The organism is Mameliella sp. MMSF_3455, from assembly GCF_030733205.1.
GTDB lineage: Bacteria > Pseudomonadota > Alphaproteobacteria > Rhodobacterales > Rhodobacteraceae > Antarctobacter.
Genome location: NZ_JASHJL010000045.1, coordinates 21511 through 42828 on the forward strand (window position 1 = coordinate 21511; position 21318 = coordinate 42828).

The 21318-nt window shown below is 61.9% G+C and carries 22 protein-coding genes; 21 read left to right on the forward strand and 1 reads right to left on the reverse strand.

Annotated elements, in window-relative coordinates; all coding sequences use genetic code 11:
* The first annotated feature begins 1 nt into the window (after window position 1).
* The 8 genes from RBB42_RS23195 (at window position 2) to RBB42_RS23230 (ending at window position 8683) form a co-directional block, all read left to right on the forward strand.
* Window positions 2-2326, forward strand: coding sequence for a heparinase II/III domain-containing protein (locus tag RBB42_RS23195; protein ID WP_305971760.1), 2325 nt, complete (start codon window positions 2-4; stop codon window positions 2324-2326).
* Between the two features lie 22 nt (window positions 2327-2348).
* Complete coding sequence (locus RBB42_RS23200; RefSeq protein ID WP_305971759.1) at window positions 2349-2681, forward strand: cupin domain-containing protein; 333 nt, start codon at window positions 2349-2351, stop codon at window positions 2679-2681.
* A 30-nt stretch (window positions 2682-2711) separates the two neighbouring features.
* Window positions 2712-3635 (forward strand): NAD(P)-dependent oxidoreductase, encoded by a 924-nt coding sequence (locus RBB42_RS23205; protein ID WP_305971758.1) that lies wholly within the window; start codon window positions 2712-2714, stop codon window positions 3633-3635.
* Window positions 3635-4378, forward strand: coding sequence for an SDR family NAD(P)-dependent oxidoreductase (locus RBB42_RS23210; RefSeq protein ID WP_305971757.1), 744 nt, complete (start codon window positions 3635-3637; stop codon window positions 4376-4378). Before RBB42_RS23205 ends, RBB42_RS23210 begins: the two co-directional genes overlap by 1 nt.
* 29 nt (window positions 4379-4407) lie before the next feature.
* Window positions 4408-5325: a sugar kinase gene (locus RBB42_RS23215; protein WP_305971756.1), complete on the forward strand. Its 918-nt coding sequence runs from the start codon at window positions 4408-4410 to the stop codon at window positions 5323-5325.
* Between the two features lie 26 nt (window positions 5326-5351).
* Window positions 5352-6095, forward strand: a complete 744-nt coding sequence (locus RBB42_RS23220; protein WP_305971755.1) for a ribonuclease activity regulator RraA — start codon at window positions 5352-5354, stop codon at window positions 6093-6095.
* Between the two features lie 34 nt (window positions 6096-6129).
* Window positions 6130-7173, forward strand: a complete 1044-nt coding sequence (locus RBB42_RS23225) for a DUF475 domain-containing protein (RefSeq protein ID WP_305971754.1) — start codon at window positions 6130-6132, stop codon at window positions 7171-7173.
* A gap of 310 nt (window positions 7174-7483) precedes the next feature.
* Window positions 7484-8683 (forward strand): alpha-hydroxy acid oxidase, encoded by a 1200-nt coding sequence (locus RBB42_RS23230; protein ID WP_305971782.1) that lies wholly within the window; start codon window positions 7484-7486, stop codon window positions 8681-8683.
* Between the two features lie 80 nt (window positions 8684-8763).
* On the opposite strand, the gene RBB42_RS23235 is transcribed toward RBB42_RS23230, so the two are convergent.
* The gene (locus RBB42_RS23235) at window positions 8764-9018 is read right to left on the reverse strand and encodes a hypothetical protein (protein WP_305971753.1); all 255 of its coding nucleotides are present in this window, start codon (window positions 9016-9018) and stop codon (window positions 8764-8766) included.
* Window positions 9019-9130: 112 nt separating this feature from the next.
* Between RBB42_RS23235 and RBB42_RS23240 the strand changes: the two genes are divergently transcribed.
* The 13 genes from RBB42_RS23240 to RBB42_RS28235 all read left to right on the forward strand — a co-directional run.
* Window positions 9131-9595 (forward strand): MarR family winged helix-turn-helix transcriptional regulator, encoded by a 465-nt coding sequence (locus RBB42_RS23240; protein WP_305971752.1) that lies wholly within the window; start codon window positions 9131-9133, stop codon window positions 9593-9595.
* 54 nt (window positions 9596-9649) lie between these two features.
* On the forward strand, window positions 9650-10123 hold the full coding sequence (locus RBB42_RS23245; RefSeq protein ID WP_305971751.1) for a MarR family winged helix-turn-helix transcriptional regulator: 474 nt from the start codon (window positions 9650-9652) through the stop codon (window positions 10121-10123).
* Between the two features lie 237 nt (window positions 10124-10360).
* Window positions 10361-11431 (forward strand): aromatic ring-hydroxylating dioxygenase subunit alpha, encoded by a 1071-nt coding sequence (locus RBB42_RS23250; RefSeq protein ID WP_305971750.1) that lies wholly within the window; start codon window positions 10361-10363, stop codon window positions 11429-11431.
* Window positions 11432-11465: 34 nt separating this feature from the next.
* The gene (locus RBB42_RS23255) at window positions 11466-12509 is read left to right on the forward strand and encodes a 2Fe-2S iron-sulfur cluster-binding protein (RefSeq protein ID WP_306043529.1); all 1044 of its coding nucleotides are present in this window, start codon (window positions 11466-11468) and stop codon (window positions 12507-12509) included.
* Between the two features lie 293 nt (window positions 12510-12802).
* Complete coding sequence (locus tag RBB42_RS23260; RefSeq protein ID WP_305971748.1) at window positions 12803-13789, forward strand: Bug family tripartite tricarboxylate transporter substrate binding protein; 987 nt, start codon at window positions 12803-12805, stop codon at window positions 13787-13789.
* A gap of 60 nt (window positions 13790-13849) precedes the next feature.
* Window positions 13850-14365: a tripartite tricarboxylate transporter TctB family protein gene (locus tag RBB42_RS23265; protein WP_305971747.1), complete on the forward strand. Its 516-nt coding sequence runs from the start codon at window positions 13850-13852 to the stop codon at window positions 14363-14365.
* 15 nt (window positions 14366-14380) lie between these two features.
* Window positions 14381-15919, forward strand: coding sequence for a tripartite tricarboxylate transporter permease (locus RBB42_RS23270; RefSeq protein ID WP_305971746.1), 1539 nt, complete (start codon window positions 14381-14383; stop codon window positions 15917-15919).
* Window positions 15920-15985: 66 nt separating this feature from the next.
* Window positions 15986-16654 (forward strand): TetR/AcrR family transcriptional regulator, encoded by a 669-nt coding sequence (locus RBB42_RS23275; protein ID WP_305971745.1) that lies wholly within the window; start codon window positions 15986-15988, stop codon window positions 16652-16654.
* Between the two features lie 102 nt (window positions 16655-16756).
* A complete protein-coding gene (locus RBB42_RS23280; protein ID WP_500862277.1) occupies window positions 16757-17506 on the forward strand; it encodes a maleate cis-trans isomerase family protein in 750 nt (249 codons plus the stop codon).
* A gap of 10 nt (window positions 17507-17516) precedes the next feature.
* Complete coding sequence (locus RBB42_RS23285; RefSeq protein ID WP_305971744.1) at window positions 17517-18302, forward strand: alpha/beta fold hydrolase; 786 nt, start codon at window positions 17517-17519, stop codon at window positions 18300-18302.
* A gap of 23 nt (window positions 18303-18325) precedes the next feature.
* Window positions 18326-19357 (forward strand): 2,5-dihydroxypyridine 5,6-dioxygenase NicX family protein, encoded by a 1032-nt coding sequence (locus RBB42_RS23290; RefSeq protein ID WP_305971780.1) that lies wholly within the window; start codon window positions 18326-18328, stop codon window positions 19355-19357.
* 86 nt (window positions 19358-19443) lie between these two features.
* Entirely contained in the window at window positions 19444-20070 is a 627-nt protein-coding gene (locus tag RBB42_RS23295) for an isochorismatase family protein (RefSeq protein ID WP_305971743.1), read from the forward strand.
* Between the two features lie 334 nt (window positions 20071-20404).
* A partial coding sequence (locus RBB42_RS28235) for a transposase (protein WP_500862297.1) occupies window positions 20405-21318 on the forward strand: 914 nt, incomplete at its 3' end.

Genomic DNA, 21318 nt, shown 5'->3' on the forward strand with positions numbered 1-21318 from the left:
CATGCATGGCGCCGCTGTCCTTACCAAGCTCGACGAACCCAAGACCGGACGGTTGACGATCCAGTATGCGCCCGATGCCGAGACCGTCGTCACCGAGAACCCGCCGCGTTTCACATGGCTGCCGGTGATCGAGGACGAAGCGCAATATGTGCTGCGCATCTCGACCGATCCCGACTACGCCACCGGGGCCACGCATTACTACAGCCGCCTTCCGCTCAACTTCTTCACGCCCGACGTGGCGCTGGCCCCCGGAGATTATGTCTGGTCCTACGCGGTCTGCGACCCGGAGACCGGCAAACCCGTCACCAGCTGGAGTTCCTCGCGCCGCTTCACCATTACCGGGGACCTGCCGCAGTCTCCGCTGCCGTCTCGCAAGGTGCGGTTCCGGGCGTCCCCGGTCGGCCATCCGCGGCTATGGTTGTCGCAGGACCGGCTGGAAGAGTTCCGGGACGCGGTGAAGGCCGATCCGAACCATTGCACATGGTCCACCTTCTACGAGAAATCCGTTCTGCCCTGGTTGGGTCGTGAGGTCATGAAAGAGCCCGCCGGGTATCCGAACCACCAGCGTACCGCGCCGGTCTGGCGGCAGACCTATATCGACCTTCAGGAACACATGTACGCGGTGCGCCATCTGGCCATCGGCGGTCAGGTCACGCAGGACCAGGCGATGCTGGACCGGGCCAAGGAATGGCTGCTGGAGGCGGCAAGCTGGGACCCGATGGGCGTCACCAGCCGCGCCTATACCGACGAATGGGCCTACAGGGTCACCAATGCGCTCGCCTGGGGCTACGACTGGTTGCATGACCAGCTGGACGAGGACGAGCGCGCGCGGGTGCGCGTTGCCCTCCTGGCGCGCACCCGCGATATAGCGGAACACGCGATAATCAACGCCAAGATCCACCTCTTTCCCTATGACAGTCACGCGGTCCGCTCGGTTTCGCTGACGCTGATCCCGGCCTGCATCGCGCTTCTCGGCGATGACGAAGACGACGAGGCCCGCGACTGGCTGAACTATTGCATCGAGTTTCTCGCCACCGTCTATTCGCCCTGGGGCGACAGCGACGGCGGCTGGGCCGAGGGCACAAACTACTGGATGATGGGGATGGCCTACCTGATCGAGGCGGCCAACCGGCTGAAAAGCTTTGCCGGGATCGACCTGTATCAGCGGCCCTTCTTCCGCAACACCGGGGATTTCCCGCTGTTCTGCAAGGCCCCGAACACGCGCCGCGCCACATTTGGCGATGACAGCACGCAGGGCGATCTGCCCTGTATCAAGACCGGCATCAACCTGCGTCAGTATGCGGGCGTCACCGGCAATGGCGCCTACCAGTGGTACCATGAGGAACTGGCCCGTCTGAACCCTGGCACCGAAGGCGCCTTCTACAACTGGGGCTGGTGGGACACCAATTTCGACGAATTGACCTACCTGACCGATTTCCCGCTGGTCGAGGCGTCGGACCCGCCGTCCGGCATGCGCCACTTCAAGGGCATCGGCTGGGTCGGCATCCAGCATGAAATGGCGAACCCGGAAAAGCACATCCAGTTCGTGTTCAAATCCTCCCGTTTCGGCTCGATCAGCCACAGCCACGGCGACCAGAACGCCTTTTGCATGGCCGCCTATGGTGAAGATCTGGCGATCCAGTCGGGGTACTACGTGGCCTTCAACTCGACCATGCACCGGCTCTGGCGGCGCCAGACCCGGTCGAAGAACGCCATCCTGATCAACGGCAAGGGGCAATACGCCGAGAAGGACAAGGCCAAGGCCATGGCCGCGACCGGCAAGATCCTCGCTGCCGAGGAACACGAGGATCACATCTACATCAAGGGCGACGCCACCGCGGCCTACCAGTCGCTTTCGCCCGAGGTGACACTGGCCGAACGCGAGGTCTATTTCGTGCGTGGCAGCTATTTCGTGATCGTCGACAAGGTCGACGCCTCCGAGCCGGTCACCATCGATTGGCTGCTTCACGCCAACCAGCCCTACGAGCTGGGCAAGAGCTCGTTCCGCAACACCGGTGAAAAGGCAGGCTTCTACGGACAGGTCGTCTGGTCCGAAGCGGGGAAACCGACGCTGACGCAAGAGACAGGTTTCCCCGGTGTCGATCCGGCGGACTACGAGGGCCTGCCGGAAAGCACCTGCCTGCACGCGCAATACCCGGCGGCCACGCGCCACCGGATCGCCACGCTGCTGGTGCCCTACCGGCTGGAAGAGCCAAAGCGGATATTCAACTTCATGGACGACCAGGGCTACGACGCCGACCTCTACTTCACCGATGCGGACGAGAACACGTTCAAGGTCGTGATGAAGAAGCTGGCCAACACCTGATACCGCACACGAGGACACACTCATGTCAGTAAAGAATTATTTTCCCGCCAAGGAAAACAGCCTGTTCGACGCCGGCGGCGGCCTGACCCGCAAGGTCGGCGCCTACAACGACAACGCGATGGTTGTCGAAGTGCACTTCGAAAAGGGGACCGTCGCGGCACGCCACCATCACCCGCACGAACAGATCACCTATGTGATTTCGGGCAGGTTCGAATTCACCGTCGGCGATGACACCTACATCGTCGGCCCCGGGGACTCGCTCTACAAGCAGCCGAATATCGAACACGGCGCGACCTGCCTCGAGGCGGGCACGCTCCTCGATATATTCACGCCGCACCGCGAAGACTTCCTCTGATCCAACAAAAAACAAATGGGAGACAAAGACATGACCAAACCCGTCATCGGTTTCATCGGCCTCGGCCTCATGGGTGGCAACATGGTGGAGAACCTTCAGAAGAGGGGCTTCGAACTGGTCGTCATGGACCTCAACAAGGACGCGGTGAAAGCGGTCCTTGACCGCGGAAACGCGAAAGAAGCCGCCTCGCCCAAGGAGTTGGCCGAGGCGAGCGACATCGTCATGCTTTGCCTCACCACGTCCGAGGTGGTGGAAAAGGTTGTCTACGGTGACACCGGCATCCTGGCCGGCATCTCGGAAGGCAAGGTGCTGGTCGATTTCGGTACCTCGATCCCGGCCTCGACCCGCAAGATCGGCGCCGACCTCGCCGCGAAGGGCGCGGGTATGGTCGACGCGCCGCTGGGCCGCACTCCGGCCCACGCAAAGGACGGCCTGCTGAACATCATGGCCGCCGGCGACAAGGCGACCTTCGACAAGGTCAAGCCGGTGCTCGAAGAACAGGGCGAGAATATCTTCTACCTCGGTGCACTGGGCGCGGGACACACCACCAAGCTGATCAACAATTTCATGGGCATGACCACGGTCTGCACCATGAGTCAGGCCTTCGCCGTTGCGACGCGTGCCGGGGTCGACCGTCAGCAGCTCTACGACATCATGTCGACCGGGCCGTCGAATTCGCCCTTCATGGGGTTCTGCAAGAACTACGCCGTGGATGGTGTCAGCGACCTTGGCTTCTCGATCAACAATGCCAACAAGGACCTCGGGTATTTCCTGAAAATGGCCGAAGACCTGGGCACCCGGGCCGAGATCGCCGAAGGCACCTCGCATAACCTCGCCGCGGCCGTGGCGGCTGGTCTGGGCGATGGCAACGTTCCGGAAATCTTCGACTATTTCCTTGAGTTGGCGGCCGACGGCGCGGACCGCGAAGCCACGACGCAAAGCGCGGCAAGCTGATGAGGTTCCAGGGCAAGACAGCCATTGTCACCGGCGGTGGCCGCGACATCGGGCGCGCCTGCGCGATCAAGCTGGCCTCCGAGGGTGCCAACGTGGCGATCAACTATTTCGCCAGCAGCGCCGGTGCCGAAGCCACGGTGGCAGAGATCGAAAGACAGGGTGGCAAGGCCGTCGCGGTACAGGGCGATCTGAGCAAACCGGCCGAAGTCGACGCACTGGTTTCCAGAACGGTCGAAGCCTTTGGCAGTGTCGATATCCTCGTGAACAATGCGGGCGGCCTGATCGCCCGCAAGACCATCGCGGAGATGCCGCTGGAGCATTGGCAGGCGGTGATGGACCTGAATCTGACCAGCACCTTCCTGATGATCAAGGCCTGCCTGCCGCACATGACCAGCGGCGCAATCGTCAACCTTGCCAGCCAGGCCGGACGCGATGGCGGTGGTCCCGGCGCGGTGGCTTACGCCACGTCGAAAGGGGCCGTCATGACCATGACGCGCGGACTGGCCAAGGAACTGGGGCCGGAGATCCGCGTCAACGCGCTGTGCCCGGGCATGATCGACACCGATTTCCACAACATCCACACGCCCGATGCCGGTCGCCGTGGCCTGGAAGCCGCCGCGCCGCTGAAACGGCAAGGCACGCCCGAAGATACCGCCAACCTGGTGGCCTATCTCGCCAGCGACGAGGCCGCCTACATCACCGGGGCGAATGTCGACATCAATGGCGGGATGCTCTTTTCCTGAGCCCCGCCACCGCAAGCGGAGGCACCAAGATGCGCGTTCTCGCGATTGGCGAATGCATGGCCGAACTGGCCCCGGCAGAGCGCCCGGACGATTACCGTCTGGGCTTTGCCGGGGACACGTTCAACACCGCCTGGTACTTGGCGATGCTGTCGCCGGACGTGGAGGTGTCCTATTTCACGGCGGTCGGGGATGATGCCCTGTCCGCCCGGATGGTACAAGTCATCTCTGACAGCGGGATCGACACCCGTCACATCCGCCGGCTGCCCGGGAAATCCGTCGGGCTTTACATGATCGCCCTGAAAAATGGCGAACGCAGCTTTTCCTATTGGCGCGGCCAGTCCGCCGCGCGCAGCCTGGCCGGGGACGCGCAAGCACTGGCGGCCGCCATCGCCGAGGCCGATCTGGTCTATGTCTCCGGCATCACCTTGGCCATTCTCGAGCAGGGCGGCCGCGAAACGCTTTTGCAAGCGCTTCGTTCTGCCCGAAGCGCGGGCAAGAGCGTCGCCTTTGATCCGAACCTGCGTGTGCACCTCTGGAGCACTCCGACAGAGATGACGGAAGCGATCATGCGCGCCGCCGCCTGCTGCGACATTGCCCTTCCCTCGTTCGAGGACGAGGCGCGTTGGTTCGGCGATGAGGACGCAAAGGCCACGCTGGAACGCTACGCAAGGGCTGGTGCAAGCACCGTCATCGTCAAGAACGGTCCGGAACCGGTTCTGTATCGTGAGGACGGCACAGATGACATCACGATGGTGCCACGCCTGACCTCTGTCATCGACACGACCGCTGCCGGGGACAGCTTCAACGCTGCGGTCTTTGCAGGTCTTTCTGCTGCGCTGCCGCTGTCCTCTTCGATCGAACAGGCCTGCCGTCTGGCCGGTCAGGTCGTGCAGGGCAAAGGTGCGTTGGTTCCGGTTGGCCTGGATCTGCTGGATCAATTTGCCTGACCGCGCGAACGACAAGGATACTCCCCATGCCAAATCCCCCAGCCGCCGACGCCGTTCCACTTGATCCGCGCACGCTTGACCGCCTGTCGCGGGCCAGCACGGCAACGGTCGCCACGCTGCTGTATAAGCGCGGCTTTCACAATGCCTATGTGCAAGGCGTCGCCCCCCTGGCAAAGGGCCAACCAACCATGGTCGGTCCAGCGTTCACCTTGCGCTATATTCCCGCGCGGCCCGATACCGACCCCATCGAGGCCTTCCGTGAGCCCGATCACCCGCAGCGCGTCGCAATCGAGACCTGTCCGGAAGGTGCGGTGCTGGTGATGGATTGCAGGCAGGATGCCTCTGCCGCGTCCGCGGGGTCGATCCTTTTGACCCGGCTCGAGATGCGCGGCGCGGCGGGCGTGGTGACCGATGGTGGTGTCCGCGATGCCGACGGTGCGGCGGCGCTTGACATGCCGGTCTTTGCCGCAAAGCCCTCTGCGCCGACAAATCTGACCAAGCACCACGCGATAGACATCGGCCTCCCGGTTGGCTGTGGCGGCGTTGCCGTCTATCCCGGCGATGTCGTGTTGGGCGACGGCGACGGTGTGATGATCATCCCCCGTCACTTGGCCGATGAAATCGCTGAAGAAGTCGGCCCCATGGAGGAATTCGAGGCTTTCGTCCTGGAGGAAGTGCGCCGCAATACGCCGGTGATCGGCCTCTACCCCGCTACGGATCCGGCCGTTCTGGAGCGGTTCGAGAACTGGCGCCAAGCGCGACAGGACTGAATCCCTTCACTGATCAACAGAAAGGTACGGCCAGATGAGCGGTCCGTTGCTGTCCTATTTCAAATGGCCCTTGATCGTGACCGTCATTGGCCTGGTCTTGTCGGCATGGTTGGGCTGGCTGCATGAGGGCAGCCTTGGCGGCGTGCTTTCGTTTCTGCTGATCGGCGCCATACTGGCAAGTCTGGAAATCGCCCTGTCCTTTGACAATGCCGTGGTCAATGCCAACCGGCTGCAAGACATGACCGAGATCTGGCGCAGGCGTTTCCTGACTTGGGGTATCCTGATCGCGGTCTTCGGGATGCGCATCGTCTTTCCGCTGGCGGTCGTTTCCGTTGCGGCACGGATCGGACCGTTCGAAGCTCTCAGCCTGGCGATAGCCCGCCCCGACGACTATGCGCACATCATCGAAGAGGCGCATCTGTCGATTTCGGCCTTTGGCGGCACGTTCCTGATGATGGTCGCGCTGACCTATTTCGTGGACGAGTCCAAGGACATCCACTGGATCAAACGCCTTGAATCCCGGCTGAGCACCTGCGGTGCGATCCGTGGGTTCGAAACGGCGCTTGTGCTTGTTGCGGTGACAGGGGTCTCACTGTTCCTCGCCGAGGGCGACGATGCGCAATTCCTGTTCGGGGCGCTGTTCGGCCTGCTGACCTTCTGCATCGTCGACGTGGTCGGTCATGTGCTGGACAGCGGTGCCGCCGTGCGGGCGGGCGCTCAGGGTGGGCTTGGCGCATTCCTCTATCTCGAAGTCATTGATGCCAGCTTTTCCTTTGACGGGGTGATTGGAGCGTTTGCACTGACAACGAACCTTTTCCTGATTGCCGTGGGCCTCGGCATCGGCGCAATGTATGTGCGCTCGTTCACCATCATGATCGTCGAACGGCAAACCCTGGCCGAGTTCCGTTATCTGGAGCACGGCGCATTCTATTCAGTGTTCTTCCTGTCGCTGGCTCTCTTTGCCCATGCCGTTGTTCCCGTGCCCGAGGTCGTGACAGGGCTGGTCGGTGTGCTCTTCATTGGAGCGGCGCTGGTCAGTTCAAACCATCACAGAAAGACCGTGCGGAGGTCAGCGTGAGCCCGCACACTTTTTTTCCCATGCAGGACATGGACATGGCAATCGAGAGCGCCGGTGTTGTCCAGTCGCGATCCGCCATCGACGGCGGGTGCCATTATCGGTCTTCGCCCCAAGGCGAGATCCTGCAATGCGTCGGCGATCCCGTCGCAAAGTCTGCCGGGGCGCCGTTCGGGGGCCATGGCCTCGACATCCGTTTTGTCACTTCTCTTCATCAGACCGCGTGCCGAGTAGGCCCCCAACCCGAAACTGGCCGCCTGTTTGCATTTGCCGTCTGCGGGGCCGAAGGGAGGGCGCAAATGCGGTTCAGGGAATGACGGCTGTGGGATCTTCGTCACGACGCCTTCGGAAGGTCTTTGCTCTTGAGGATTTCGAGCCCCTGGCAAAGCGCCATCTTCCCGCCCCCATCTTCGGCTATGTCGCGGGCGCGGCAGAGACCAACGCATCGCTGAATGATAACCGGGCGGCATTTTCTGAAATCGGCTTTGTGCCCCGCGTGGGCGTCGATGTTTCGGCGCGGTCCCTCACCTGCAACGTGATGGGGCTGGACTTCGACATGCCCTTTGGCGTGGCTCCGATGGGCGCCGCTGCTCTGACCGCGTATCGCGGCGATCTGGTCTATGCGCGTGCCGCCGGCGCGGCGAATATACCGATGATCGTCAGCGCGGCGTCGCTGATCCCTCTCGAAGAGATCGCTGCAGAAAACCCCGATATCTGGTACCAGGCCTATCTTCCCCCCGATCCGGCCGACATTGCCGCGCTGCTGGCCCGAGTGGCCAGATGCGGGATCGAAACGCTCGTCGTGACGCTGGACAGTGCGGTGGTGCCCAGCCGGGAAAACAACCTGCGGTCCGGGTACCGCACACCGCTCAGACCGAACCTGAACCTCTTCTATCAAGGTGTGACCCATCCGCGATGGGCGTTGGGCACCTTTCTGCGCACATTCGTGCAACACGGCACGCCGCATTTTGAAAACGCCACGGCGACGCGCGGCGCGCCGTTGCTGTCGCGGCAAGCAGTGCGGGATTTCTCCGGCCGCGAGGTGTTGAATTGGGAGACCCTCGCCGAGGTGCGTCGGCTGTGGCGGGGCCGCCTTGTCCTGAAAGGCATCCTGCACCCCGATGACGTCAGCCGTGCGCGGAAACTGGGGGCCCAGGGGGTCATCCTGTCAAACCATGGCGGGCGCCAACTGGACGGCGCCGTCGCCCCGCTGCGCGCTCTCCCGGTTGCGCTCGATCGCGCCGGGGACATGGCCGTCATGCTGGATGGCGGTATTCTGCGCGGCACGGACATCCTGAAAGCGCTGGCGCTCGGTGCAGGCTTTGCCTTTGTCGGTCGTCCGTTCAACTATGCCGCCAGTCTTGCCGGTGAAGCGGGCATGGCCCATGCGATTGATCTCTTGCGGGTTCAGCTGCGCGCCGACTTGGGTATGCTTGGTTGCGTCCGTCTGAGCGAGTTGGGGCCGTCGATCCTGGATCAGGGTCGGTTCAGGAGGAACTGCCCTCAATCTTGACGTTGCCCCGCTGGACCTGTCAGAGCATTGTGCCGCGCCTTCGAGCACGTATCGTGGCGCAAAGGCGAACCTTTATGGCACTACGACCAACCGAGGAATTTCGTGCAGAAGCTGTGCGCATCGCATTGACCAATGGTCCGCTGCCCGCCGTTACCTATTTCAATCAAATCGAAACCGATCAGCAGTTTGAGGAAGCTCGCTTTGGCGGGGCGCGGTGCTTGGCCATGAATTCGTCCTTTCAGGAAAGGGTTGCACTCTGTCTTGGAATACATTTGTATACCAATGAACGGTTTTGATGAGGAAGGCGGCCCGATTTTCTTGACAAGGTTGGGCATCTTGGATGCCCTCCCATGGTATTGTTCCGGTGTTTCCACCTGCATGTGACCCGGGAACCGATTGAAAGTTGAATACTGGCATCGGTAGTGCCGGGAAAGTGAGAAGAGCCCGATGGATGATATGAACCACGATCCGAGCAACGACACCTCGGAGGATGCCATTGCGGCCTATGTTCTCGACGAACAGATCGGCTATGCCTTGCGAAAGGCAAACCAGCGGCACATGACCATCTTTGGCGAAAGGATGCTTGACGGCCTGACGCCAACTCAGTTTTCAGCCCTTTTCCGCCTGGTTGAAAACCCCGTGCCGCAGTCCCAGAATGCGCTTGGACGCAGTGTCGCGATGGATGCAGCCACGATAAAAGGGGTCGTCAACCGCTTGGAGGCGCGCGGCCTTGTGGTGACCCGGAAGGACGAGGTTGATCGCCGGCGTTACGTGATCGAGGCTACCGCGAAGGGCAGGGAGCTGATCAAGGCGGCGATGCCAGTGATGGCGGACATCACAGAGGCAACGTTGGCGCCTCTTACCGTTGCTGAACGGCGCACGATCTTGCGATTGCTGGCAAAGCTGAGTTGATTGGCGCGTTGTGCGTGTAACTTGGGGCGCCTGGTTGCGGAAAGGTCAAGGGTGATGAACGACCACACCACGAAACCCGCTAGTGATGTGTCCGCGATGATCGAGGCCTACGATCCGCGCAACCACCCGGCGCAGTTGGTGCGCCGTGTCCACCAGCGCGGGGCCCAGCTTTTTACCCAGAACGTGCGGCATCCAAACCTTTCGGTGACGCAGTTTGTGGCTCTGGTCACGTTGCTGAAGGTGGGGTCGGTAACTCAAAGCATGCTTGGGCGGCTGACTTCGATGGACCCGTCCACCACGACGGTGGTGGTGCGCAAGCTGGAGCGCGAAAGGCTGATCGAGAAGCGGCGGAGTCTCGAGGATCAGCGTTCGTCGGTTATCGAACTGACCGAAGCCGGACGCCAATGCGCGATCAATCATGTTCCGGTCAGCGTGGAAGCGGGTGAAAAACTGCTCGAGCCGCTCACCGTGATCGAGCAGCAACTCTTCATGGAGTTGCTGCGAAAGGTGATTGCGGCCGAAGACTGACGACTCGCTGCCCGTACTGCCATTTTGATGCGTACACGTTTAAAATTCCGTCCGTTCGCGTCGGATGTAGGTTGGCTCTTTGATTAATTTGTGAGCCAAAACCGCGGATTGGGCAAAGTTTCCGGCTATTGCTAAATAAAATCTTGCGCCTTGATCTGAATCAATTTACTTTGAGTACGTAGCAAATTGGCCCCTGCGGGAAGGCCCCTTTAAGAACGCAAGCTCGGGAGTGATGGGATGACGACTCTGGTTCGGAACGCATGGTACGTGGCCGCTTGGTCGCGCGAGATCGACGATGAACTGCGGCGTTTCACCATCCTCGGCGATCACATCCTTCTCTACCGCCGCACGGATGGCACCGTTGCTGCGTTGGAGGATCGGTGCCCGCACAGGTTGTTGCCGCTGTCAAAAGGCAAGCGGATCGGAGATGCGGTGCAATGCGGTTACCACGGGTTGACCTTCGGTCCTGACGGCAAGTGCACCCGGGTTCCGGGCCAGGACAAGATCCCGCCCTCGGCCTATGTCGAAAGCTACCCGATCGAGGAGCGTCACGGGATCGTCTGGATCTGGATGGGTGAGCGGCACCGCGCAGATCCGGATGCGATTTTCGATTTGCCGCAATTCACCGACCCGGGTTGGCATGCCCATCACGGGGACGCGTTGCACCTGGAATCCAACTACCTCAACGTGGCCGAAAACCTGGTGGACCCGGCGCATGTGAGTTTTGTGCACCCGACGACACTGGGCAACTCGGCCTCGGAGAACGTGCCGGTGCATGTCTCGACCGAAGGCGAGACCATCACCGCCTGGCGGTGGATTCGCGATGCGGAGCCGATTGGCTTCTTCAAGGCGTTCGGCGGCTTTGAGGGGAATGTCGACCGCTGGCATTATTATCACCTGCATCTGCCGTCGATCGCGGTGATCGACTTCGGCTCGGCGGACGCGGCCGACCAGATTGCCGAAGATGACCGGGATAGTGGCATCCGAGTGCTTGCACTGCACTTCATGACGCCTGTCGATGAGGGCTACACCATCGACCGCTGGATGCACCTGCGGAACACGGCGGTCGATACCGAAGAGGCCTCGGACAAGATTGATGCAATGCTGCGCATCGCGTTTGCCGAGGACAAGGAGATTCTGGAGGCTGTGCACGCAGAAGAGCAGCGCCCGATGAAGCGGCGCCCGATCCGTATCGCCATCGATCGTGGGCCGATGGTCTACCGCAAGCGCATCAACGACCTTCTGGAAACCGAGCGGACGCTCGACGCCTCGGCAGAGAGCAATGCGTCCTTCGTCTACCATGACTGATGCTGTTCTGGCCGGAGGCGCTGACATGCTTGATATGGGCAAGACGGCGCCGCTCACTCTGGAGGTGACAGAGCGTGTTCGGGAAAGTCGAAACGTCCTGTCTTTCCGGTTCAAGGTGGTGAAGGGTGAAATAGCGCCCTTCATCCCCGGCCAATACCTTCCCATTCGTCTTGGTCTGCCGGAGCGGCCGATATCGACCTATACGATATCCTCCGACCCGCGCGACCGCAGCGGTTACAGGATCAGCGTCAAGCTGGAGCCAGAGGGGAAGGGGGGCTCTCGCCATTTGCACGAGGTTGGCGAGGTCGGCGCTCGGTTCCCGGCTGAGCGGCCACGGGGGACGTTTGTCCTGGAAGATGATGAGCGTCCGGTCCTGTTGCTTACCGGCGGGATCGGTGTGACGCCGGCGCTGGCGATGCTGTCTGAACTGGCCCGACAGCCGGATCGGCCGACGTGGTTTGTGCATGCCTGCCGGAATGCAGAAGAGCACTCCTTCGCTGCCGAGGTGAAGGTGCTGGCAGAGGCCGCCCCGAACGTAACCACGCATGTCGCCTATGCCGAAGGAGACGAGGAGGATATCGCCGACGGACGTTGCCAGTCCGTCGGACTACTCGACCGCGAGACGCTGCGCAGGCTGTTGCCGCTAGACGCCTATCGCGTCTACCTCTGTGGGCCGGACGGATTCATGAAGGCGATGCGGGCGGAACTGGTCAGCCTTGGCGTGCCGGACAGCGAAATTCACCAGGAGTCTTTTGGCGGAGCCGTTGCCGATGGCTCGCAACGTGAGCCGTCTGGCCGACCTGCGGCGGCGTCGGACGGGGCCGGTCCCGTGGTCAGATTTGCGCGGTCGGACCTCGAAGTCACTTGGGACGGATCGAGCGGAACCCTCCTTGAATTCGCCGAGGCGCAGGGGTTGGCGCCGAACTTTGAATGCCGTGACGGTATCTGCGGCACCTGTGCTTGCCGGAAGATCTCAGGCGAGATTTCTTATGCCGAAGAGCCGCTCGATTCGCCCGGAGAGGAGTATGTCCTCTTGTGTTGCTCGTTTCCGAAAGGGGACGTGACTCTCGATTTGTGACGCTCTTCGCACAATGATCCCTCAAAATCTGCTCAAAAATTGTGCAGATCCAGAGTGGGGTCATGGGGCGCACGAAAAAAACATGCAGCGGGGAATATTGTTTCTATGCAAATGAATTTTTCCGCGCTTTTATGTGACGAGACGATGAAGAACGCCGCCAACCGGCCGCGGAAAAACTAGGAAAATCTGCCTTGGAATGAGGGGCAATAGCGAATGTCGCGGGCTGCGAGGCGGGCCGTGAACAGGTGGGATGTGCCTGCCGAAATCAACAGGGAAACGACGAAAGGAACGCCATGAAACGCCGTCAACTCTTCGCTACCGTCACGGGGCTGATGACGCTTGCCAGCCTCCCGATGACGTCCGCGCTGGCGCAGGATGCCTATCCCAGCGAGCCGATCCACATCACGGTCGTCTGGCCGGCCGGTGGCGGGCATGACCTGGTCGGGCGCCTGATCGGCCATGAGCTGTCCGAGATCATGGATACCGCGGTCGTGGTCGACAACGTGACCGGTGCCGGTGGCTCGACCGGCATCCGCCACATCGCCGAGGCAGACCCGGATGGCTACACCATTGGCGTGATGGGCCTGCATGCCGTGTCGCAATCCTTCATGAACCCTGCAGCACCCAAGCTCGACGGTCTGGACCCGATCGCCTACATCAGCGACGAACCTGGCGCCATTGAGGTGAGCGTCGACATGGGGATCGATACGCTTGACGACTACATCGCCGCGATGAAGTCGGACCCGATGTCGCTGATGAACGGCAATGATCCGCAGGGCGGCAACTCCTTCATCTTCGCGAGCGTCATCCCGGACGCTCTGGGCGTGAACATGATGAAGCTCCCCTATCCCGGGCATGCCCCCACCGTGACCGCCTTGCTGACCGGCGAGGTCCAGACGGCGACGCTTCCGATCCCGCCGATCCTCGAACACGCCAAGGCCGGAAAGGTGAAGGTGCTCGGGGTCGCTGCGGAACAGCGCCATCCGCAATTGCCTGACGTTCCCACGTTCAAGGAGCAGGGCTACGACATCGTGGTGAATGATTTCGTCATGCTGGTGGCGCCGGTCGGTATCCCGCAGGATGTCCGGGCCAAGCTGGAAGAGGGATTGCTCAAGGCAATCAAGAGTGCCGGCTTTACCTCTGCCGCAGCGGAAAACGGCATGGTGCTGCGTCCGGGAGGTGCCGACATGGCGGCGGAGGAGCTCGCGAAACAGGTTGAGCTTGTCTACCCTATCCTGGAGCAAGCCGACCTTGTTGCCGAGGAACTGAAGCGGAAGTGACGCCCGCAAACGGGGCGGTGACTGCGCCCCGTTTCCAAAATCACGAAACAGGAGCCAGCCATGACACCGCCCATCGAGGGATCCGCCCGCAAGACCTTTGCAGCCGGCCTTTTCTTTCTCCTTCTGGCGGGTGCGGGTTGGCTTCTGCTCCGACACAGCATCACGCTGTTTTCGGGAAACCAGATGCCAGGTGACCCTGGGCCCTTCTTCCTGTCCCAGTTGTGCCTGACAATTCTCGCACTCGCGGGCGTCCTTCTGCTGGTGTTCGGGGGCTGGAGCTGGGCGCGCGAGACGCGCACACACAGACACACAGAGGCCATGGTGAACACGGTGAGGGAGTGGTCGCTCTCGGCCGGTTTCGTGCTGACATTGCTGGCGATGCCGGCAGCGATGCGCCTGCTGGGGACGCCTGCCGCAGTGGCGCTCTTTTCCATCGGCTGGATCTACGTACTGCTCGTCTCCATCAGCGGCCATTCGTGGCGAAACCTGATCGAGGCGACGGCCTTCGGTGCGGCCACCGCCGTGTTCATCCATCTGTTCTTCGTGCGTCTACTGACGCTCCCGCTGCCCGTTTGAGAGAGGGTCGAACCGATGTTGCTTGAATCGTTCTTCACTGTGCTCGCCGATTTCGCCACGAGCCCTGCCATGTTGGGTCTCGTCGGGCTTGGCGCAATCCTCGGACTGGTGCTGGGGGCAATACCGGGAATTTCATCGACTATGGCGCTGGCAATCCTCATGCCGGTGACCTTTACGATGGAACCCGGTGTGGCAATCCTGTTCCTGATCTCGGTTTTCATGTCGAGCGTCTACGGCGGTTCGATATCGGCCATCCTGATGAAATTGCCTGGCACGCCGGCGTCGATCTTTACCCAGATCGACGGCTATCCGATGGCGCAGAGCGGTCGGGCCGGCCACGCCCTGAACTACGCGTTGGTGGCTTCTACGGTCGGCGGCATGGTCGGCCTGGCCTTGCTTGTCGTGCTGGCCCCCGTGCTGGCGGATTTCGCGACGAATTTCCGCAGCCCCGAATTTGCCGCCGTGGCGCTGTTCGGCATCGTCATGTTGTCCTTCGCGTCGAACGGCTCGACCCTGGTGGCCAGCGTGGTCGGCTTCGTCGGCATCTTGCTGGGCATGGTGGGCTTCGATGCGCTGACGGATGCACAGCGGATGACGATGAACCAACCCATGCTGCAATCGGGCTTGAATCTGATCCCTGTCATCATCGGGTTGTTCGGCTTGGGTGAGATCCTGCAGAACCTCGTGCGCTTTGGTGACGCGCCAACGGCGCGACCTGCCATTGGCAAGGTGATGCTGCCGATTGCAGAATTGGCCAGGCGCTGGAAAGTCATGCTGCGGGGCTCGGTGATCGGCACGTTCATCGGGGCAATTCCGGCGGCGGGATCCGCGGTGGCGGTTTCCATCGCCTATGCCCAGGAGCGGCGGTTGTCGAAAGAGCCCGAGACATTCGGCACCGGCCATCCTGACGGCCTCGTTGCGCCGGAGGCCGCAAACTCCGCTTCCGTCGGTGGCTCGCTCATTCCCTTGATCGCGCTGGGCGTTCCGGGAGACACCATCACCGCCGTTCTGATGGGCGCGTTGATGGTGCATGGCCTGACGCCCGGGCCCTTGCTCTTTGCCAATGACCCGACATTCGTGTCCTGGATCTATGTCTCGGTGCTTCTGGCGCTGGTGGCGACGCTGGTTCTGGGCCTTGGCATGATCCGTGCTGCCGTGCTGGTGACGCGCATTCCGCCGCAACTGATGTATGTCTTTATCGCAGTGTTTTGCGTTATCGGCGCCTTTGCAATCCGCAATGACATGAACGACGTCTACGTGATGATTGCCTTCGGTGTGGTCGGCTTCGTCTTTTCGCGCATCGGCTTGCCGGTGACGCCGCTGGCCTTCGGGCTGATCCTCGGCCCGATACTGGAAGAAAACCTGCGGCGCAGCCTGATGATTAGCCAGGGGTCGTGGAAGATCTTCATCGATCGGCCGATCTCGGCAACTTTGCTTGGTGTCTGCGTCCTTCTGGTGGCCTTGCCGTTGATCACCGCGTTGCTGCACCGCCTCCAGGGATCGCTTGCCGGCAAGAAGAGCGAAAACATTCCCAAAAATTACCCTGGTGAGTAATTAAACTTGAGGATTTGCCTGTGCAACGGCTAGTAGGGGGGGGGACTCTGAAAACCGGATAGCGCCATGACCTCAACAAGCCAACGTCGTAAACCGGGGCGCCCAAAGGGCGGGCCGGAACTCCGCGAGGTGATCCTGGACCGGGCCGAATTGCTGTTTGCCGATCATGGGTTCAATGGCGCCAAGGTACGGGACATCGCGACGGAGGCCGGAGTCAACCAGGCCCTCGTCCGTTACTATTTTGGCTCCAAGCAGGATCTGTTCGATGCGGTGGTTCGCCGGCGTGGAAGTGTGATTTCGGGCGCACGGCATGTGCTGCTGGACGAGCTTCTGTCGCGCGATGTGGCGCCAACCGTTGCGGAATTGGTGCGATGCTATCTAAAGCCGCAATGGGACATGAAAAATTCCGGCCCAAACGGCGCGGCATTTGTCCGCCTTCAGGCGCGTTTGCACGCCGAGCAGGAAGAGCACGCCTTTCGTCTGCGGCGCGAAGTCTATGATGCGTCCGTCAAGCGATACATCGAGGCGCTTTCAGAGATCTTGCCCGAGATTCCGAAAGAGGTGATCTCGACCAGGATGGCCTTTGCCGTGGGTACATACATGTTCATGCTGAACGATCTCGGGCGCATCAACGATCTGACCGACGGTCAGGTCGGGGACCTCGGCGGCGCCGCGCTTCTGGATCAACTTGTTACCTTCATTTCCGCAGGTCTTGCTGCACCGCTGAGCACCTGACGGCCCTGCTGCTCAAATACATTTGTGTGCTAACGATTTTTGTTGAAATTATACCGTCGAGTAATTATCCGGAATGTGACGTTGATTTCAGAGGCGAGAATCATGACCCCGATCCGAGTTGGCCAGATCGTGCCGAGTTCGAATGTTACGATGGAGACAGAGATCCCCGCGCTTTTGCGTGCCCGAGAGACGGTCTTCCCGGAGCGTTTCACGTTTCATTCCTCGCGGATGCGGATGAAGCACGTAACCAAGGAAGAGCTTGCGGCGATGGATGCGGACAGCGACCGTTGTGCACTCGAACTCTCGGACGCGAAGGTGGACGTGATGGGCTATGCCTGCCTCGTTGCCATCATGTCGATGGGACACGGCTATCACCGTACTTCGCAAGAGCGACTGCGCGGCGTGACACGGGACAATGACGCGGAGACACCGGTTGTCACCTCTGCTGGCGCCCTGGTCGAGGGAATCAAGGCGATCGGGGCCCAAAAGGTCGCCGTGGTCGCGCCCTACATGAAGCCGCTGACCGAGATGGTGGTGGACTACATCCGCAACGAGGGCATCGAGGTGGTCACCTGGCGCGCGCTGGAAATCCAGGACAACCTCGCCGTTGCGGCGCATGACCCGACGAACCTGCCCGGGATCGTCGCGGATATGGACACCTCCGGCGTCGACGCGGTGGTGCTCTCGGCCTGTGTCCAGATGCCCTCGCTGCCGGCGGTTTCCACCGTCGAGGCGCAAGTCGCCAAGCCGGTGCTGACAGCAGCCATCGCCACAACCTGGCAGATGCTCAAGGCGCTTGATCTGGAAACCCGCGTTCCGGGCGGCGGCACGCTGCTTTCCGGCGCCTACTGAGGAGGGTGACATGAGCTTTGGATACAACATTCACGCCAACGGCATCCGCCAGCACCTGATCCGCTGGGACGGGCCCGAAGGGGCACCGCAACTGCTGTTGATTCCGGGCATCACCTCGCCCGCGATCACCTGGGGATTTGTCGCTGAACGGCTGGCGCAGCGCTTTGAGGTGCATGTGCTGGACGTGCGCGGCCGTGGCCTGTCGGAGAGCGGTGACCTGGATTACACGCTGGACGCCATGGCCGACGATGCCATCGCGGTGGCGCGGACACTGCGGCAACCAATCATCCTTGGCCATTCCATGGGGGCGCGCATCGCCATCCGCGCCAATGCCCGCGACCCCGAACCCTTCGACGGGTATATCCTGGTCGATCCGCCGATGTCGGGGCCGGGGCGCCGTGCCTATCCGTCGAAATGGCCGTGGTACAGCGACAGCATCCATATGGCAGCGCGGGGCTGCTCGGTCGAGGAGATGCGCGCCTTCTGCCCGACCTGGACCGACGAGCAGGTCGCCCTGCGCGCGGAGTGGCTGCATACCTGCCACTGGGGGGCAATCCGCATCGCCTTCGACGGCTTCCACACCGACGACATCCACCAGGACCTGCCGAAGATCGACAAGCCCGCGCGGCTGGTCATCGCCGGCGGCGCCACCGTGGTCGACGAAGCCGACCAGGCAGAGGTCGCGCAGCTGAACCCCAAGATCGAACAGCGCATCGTGCCGAAGGCCGGCCACATGATCCCCTGGGACAGCCTCGACGGCTTCCTGGACGCGGTCATGGATTTCGACGCCCGATAAACCTCATACAGGGAGGATCCGTGATGGATCATGCAAGCTTTACAGATATCTGCCTGCACCAGCTGAAGATGTCCGGCGTGCGGAAAGACGAACGCCTGATCGTGCTGACCCAGGGCAATGAACGCCTGGACTACGCCGATGCCTTCATGGCCGCGGGCCGCATCCTGGGCGCCAACATGTATCACATGCGCCTGCCGGCGCCGCCTGTCGTCGGGGCCTGGGCTGTGGGGCAGACCGGCCTCGCGGCGATGCCCGAGGCGGTCGAGGCGCTGAAGAACTGTGACATGCTGATCGACTGCGTGTTCCTGCTGTTCAGCCCGGAACAGTTCGCAATCCAGGACGCGGGCACCCGGATCTTGACCGCGGTGGAGCCGCCCGAGCTGCTGGCCCGGATGCTGCCCAGCCAGGAACTGCGCGAGAAGGTCGAGATCGGCGCCGAGTATCTGGCGAAGGCCAAGGTGATGCGCATTACCTCGCCGCATGGCACCGATGTCACCTACAAGCTCAACACCTATCCCACCGTGGCCGAATACGCCTGCACCGACGAACCGGGCCGCTGGGACCACTGGCCCTCGGGCTTCGTCTTCACCGGCGGGGACGATGACGGCGTGGACGGGCAGATCGTGGTGGCGCCGGGCGACGTGCTCTTGCCGCAGAACATGTACGTGCGCGACCCGATCACCTACACGATCGAGAAGGGCTGGATCACCGATATCCGCGGCGGGCTGGATGCGGAACTGGTCAAGTCCTACATGGCCGCTTTCGACGACCCGCGCGGCATGGGGATGAGCCACGTAGGCTGGGGCATGAACCGCGATGCGCACTGGCACGGCATGACCCCGGGCGAATTCCCCGGCGGCATGGGCATGGAGCCGCGCAGCTTCTACGGCAACGTGATGTTTTCGACCGGGCCCAACAATGAACTGGGCGGCCCGAACGACACCGCCTGCCACCTGGATATCCCGATGCGCGGCTGCTCGCTCTTCCTCGACGACGAGCCGATCGTGATCGACGGCGATCTCGTCGTGAAGGAGATGCAGATCGCGCGCCGCTGAGCGCGGCCCGTTCCCCCAGTCAGCGCCGTCTCTGTCCGGGTCCCGCGATCCGGCGGGGCGGACGCGCCCCTCCGGAGTTACACGAGATGTCCCAGCAACAGGTTTATGACGACGCCGGTTTCGGGCGGAAAGTGCCACGCGGCACCCGCCCGGCCATCGTGGTGGTGGATTTTTCCTACGGGTTCACCGACACGCAATATCCTACCGCCGCCGACATGAGTGCCCAGATCGCCGCGACCCGCCGGCTGACCGAGGCCGCGCGTGCTGCCGGTTTCCCGGTGATCTACACCACCATCGCCTACCAGCCCTGGGAGGCGGCGACCCTGCCTTGGCTGCAGAAGGCCACGGGCATGGCCGCGCTCACCGCGGGCTCGCGCCTGGTCGAGATCGACGCCGCCACCGGCATCCGCCCCGAGGATCCGGTGATCGTTAAGCACGGCGCTTCGGCCTTCCACGGCACCAACCTTGCCGGCCTGCTCACCGGCGCCCGCATCGACACACTGATCGTCACCGGTGCCACGACCTCCGGCTGCGTCCGCGCCACCGTCGTCGACGCCGTCCAGTCTGGCTTCAACGTCCTCGTCCCCGAAGACTGCTGCGCGGACAGGGCAAAACAACCTCATGACGCAAATCTGTACGACATCGGACAAAAATACGCCGACGTCACCAACGCAGAGGAAATCCTAGGCTGGATGGAAACCCTTTCCGCCTGAATGACGCAGATAGTCACCAAGAAAATGGCACGCGAAAAGCGCCTATTTTTGCAGCCGGATTTCGCATGCTTTGCAAAGGAAAACAGCCCCGGAACTCGGGGCTGTTCCGACGTGTGAAGGGATCGCCGAAAGTCGCAGTCATCGGGTCATGGTTGTAGACTCGCTTGGGCTTTTCGGGCTCTTTCAACCATGTGTTCGCGTCCGAGACCGTCTGTACCTTGGTTGCCGGGTCGTGCCGGGTGTTCTCGTGTTTCTGACGTTATCCCTACCGGACAGATCGGCGTGATTGCATTACGGAGGATTTCTGGTTCATCGAACCCATTATGGGGCGAAGATGAACAAGAAATCCAGAACATCGAAGGACGCCGCTGGCAAGCTGGTCAGGGGCATCATACGCAAGACCTGCAAGCATTACTCGGCCGAAGAGAAGATCAGGATCGTCCTGGCTGGCCTGCGGGACGAGGAAAGCATCGCCGCGCCGTGTCGCTGCGAGGGGATTGCCGAGAGCCTGTACCATTCCTGGTCCAAAGCGTTCCTCGAGGCAGGGAAGGCCAGACTGTCGGGCGACACCGCACGTCAGGCGACGGCGCCCGAGGTCAAGGAATTGCGGTCGGAATCTGCTGCCCTGAAGGAGGTGGTCGCCGAGTTGACGCTCGAGAACCGGCTGCTCAAAAAATGCATGATCGGCTGTCAATCGGGAGGCAATCTTGCCCCCTTATCGGCGCCGAAAATTGATCCCCTCGGAGCTGAGCTGGCCCGGCGCTGCGTAGTCCTCACACAGCGCAGCCGTATCGGGCCCGCGGGTTCTCGGTCATTCACGGGTCTTGAAGCGCCAGCTCTCGTTGCCGGTTTCGAGGATGTCACAGTGATGGGTCAGCCGGTCGAGGAGCGCGGTTGTCATCTTGGCGTCGCCAAAGACCGAAGGCCATTCCCCGAAGTCGAGATTGGTTGTCACGATGATCGAGGTGCGTTCGTAGAGGCGGCTGATGAGATGGAACAGCAACTGGCCGCCGGTCTGGGCGAAGGGAAGGTAGCCAAGCTCGTCAAGGATCAGGAAGTCGAGGCGGCACAGCAGGTCTGCGGTGCGCCCCTGCCGGTCGGCACGAGCTTCGGCATCGAGCTTGTTCACCAAGTCCACGGCATTAAAGAACCGCCCTCGTTTGCCTCGCCGGATGCAGGCCCGGGCGATGCTCACAGCAAGGTGGGATTTGCCGGTCCCGGTGCCGCCGATGAGCACAACATTGCGCT

Excerpts from the sequence above, each read along its gene's own strand:
- RBB42_RS23195 (WP_305971760.1), top strand. The coding sequence starts at position 2 with ATGCATGGCGCCGCTGTCCTTACCAAGCTCGACGAACCCAAGACCGGA.
- RBB42_RS23200 (WP_305971759.1), top strand. The coding sequence starts at position 2,349 with ATGTCAGTAAAGAATTATTTTCCCGCCAAGGAAAACAGCCTGTTCGAC.
- RBB42_RS23205 (WP_305971758.1), top strand. The coding sequence starts at position 2,712 with ATGACCAAACCCGTCATCGGTTTCATCGGCCTCGGCCTCATGGGTGGC.
- RBB42_RS23210 (WP_305971757.1), top strand. The coding sequence starts at position 3,635 with ATGAGGTTCCAGGGCAAGACAGCCATTGTCACCGGCGGTGGCCGCGAC.
- RBB42_RS23215 (WP_305971756.1), top strand. The coding sequence starts at position 4,408 with ATGCGCGTTCTCGCGATTGGCGAATGCATGGCCGAACTGGCCCCGGCA.
- RBB42_RS23220 (WP_305971755.1), top strand. The coding sequence starts at position 5,352 with ATGCCAAATCCCCCAGCCGCCGACGCCGTTCCACTTGATCCGCGCACG.
- RBB42_RS23225 (WP_305971754.1), top strand. The coding sequence starts at position 6,130 with ATGAGCGGTCCGTTGCTGTCCTATTTCAAATGGCCCTTGATCGTGACC.
- RBB42_RS23230 (WP_305971782.1), top strand. The coding sequence starts at position 7,484 with ATGACGGCTGTGGGATCTTCGTCACGACGCCTTCGGAAGGTCTTTGCT.
- RBB42_RS23235 (WP_305971753.1), bottom strand. The coding sequence starts at position 9,018 with ATGCCCAACCTTGTCAAGAAAATCGGGCCGCCTTCCTCATCAAAACCG.
- RBB42_RS23240 (WP_305971752.1), top strand. The coding sequence starts at position 9,131 with ATGGATGATATGAACCACGATCCGAGCAACGACACCTCGGAGGATGCC.
- RBB42_RS23245 (WP_305971751.1), top strand. The coding sequence starts at position 9,650 with ATGAACGACCACACCACGAAACCCGCTAGTGATGTGTCCGCGATGATC.
- RBB42_RS23250 (WP_305971750.1), top strand. The coding sequence starts at position 10,361 with ATGACGACTCTGGTTCGGAACGCATGGTACGTGGCCGCTTGGTCGCGC.
- RBB42_RS23255 (WP_306043529.1), top strand. The coding sequence starts at position 11,466 with ATGGGCAAGACGGCGCCGCTCACTCTGGAGGTGACAGAGCGTGTTCGG.
- RBB42_RS23260 (WP_305971748.1), top strand. The coding sequence starts at position 12,803 with ATGAAACGCCGTCAACTCTTCGCTACCGTCACGGGGCTGATGACGCTT.
- RBB42_RS23265 (WP_305971747.1), top strand. The coding sequence starts at position 13,850 with ATGACACCGCCCATCGAGGGATCCGCCCGCAAGACCTTTGCAGCCGGC.
- RBB42_RS23270 (WP_305971746.1), top strand. The coding sequence starts at position 14,381 with ATGTTGCTTGAATCGTTCTTCACTGTGCTCGCCGATTTCGCCACGAGC.
- RBB42_RS23275 (WP_305971745.1), top strand. The coding sequence starts at position 15,986 with ATGACCTCAACAAGCCAACGTCGTAAACCGGGGCGCCCAAAGGGCGGG.
- RBB42_RS23280 (WP_500862277.1), top strand. The coding sequence starts at position 16,757 with ATGACCCCGATCCGAGTTGGCCAGATCGTGCCGAGTTCGAATGTTACG.
- RBB42_RS23285 (WP_305971744.1), top strand. The coding sequence starts at position 17,517 with ATGAGCTTTGGATACAACATTCACGCCAACGGCATCCGCCAGCACCTG.
- RBB42_RS23290 (WP_305971780.1), top strand. The coding sequence starts at position 18,326 with ATGGATCATGCAAGCTTTACAGATATCTGCCTGCACCAGCTGAAGATG.
- RBB42_RS23295 (WP_305971743.1), top strand. The coding sequence starts at position 19,444 with ATGTCCCAGCAACAGGTTTATGACGACGCCGGTTTCGGGCGGAAAGTG.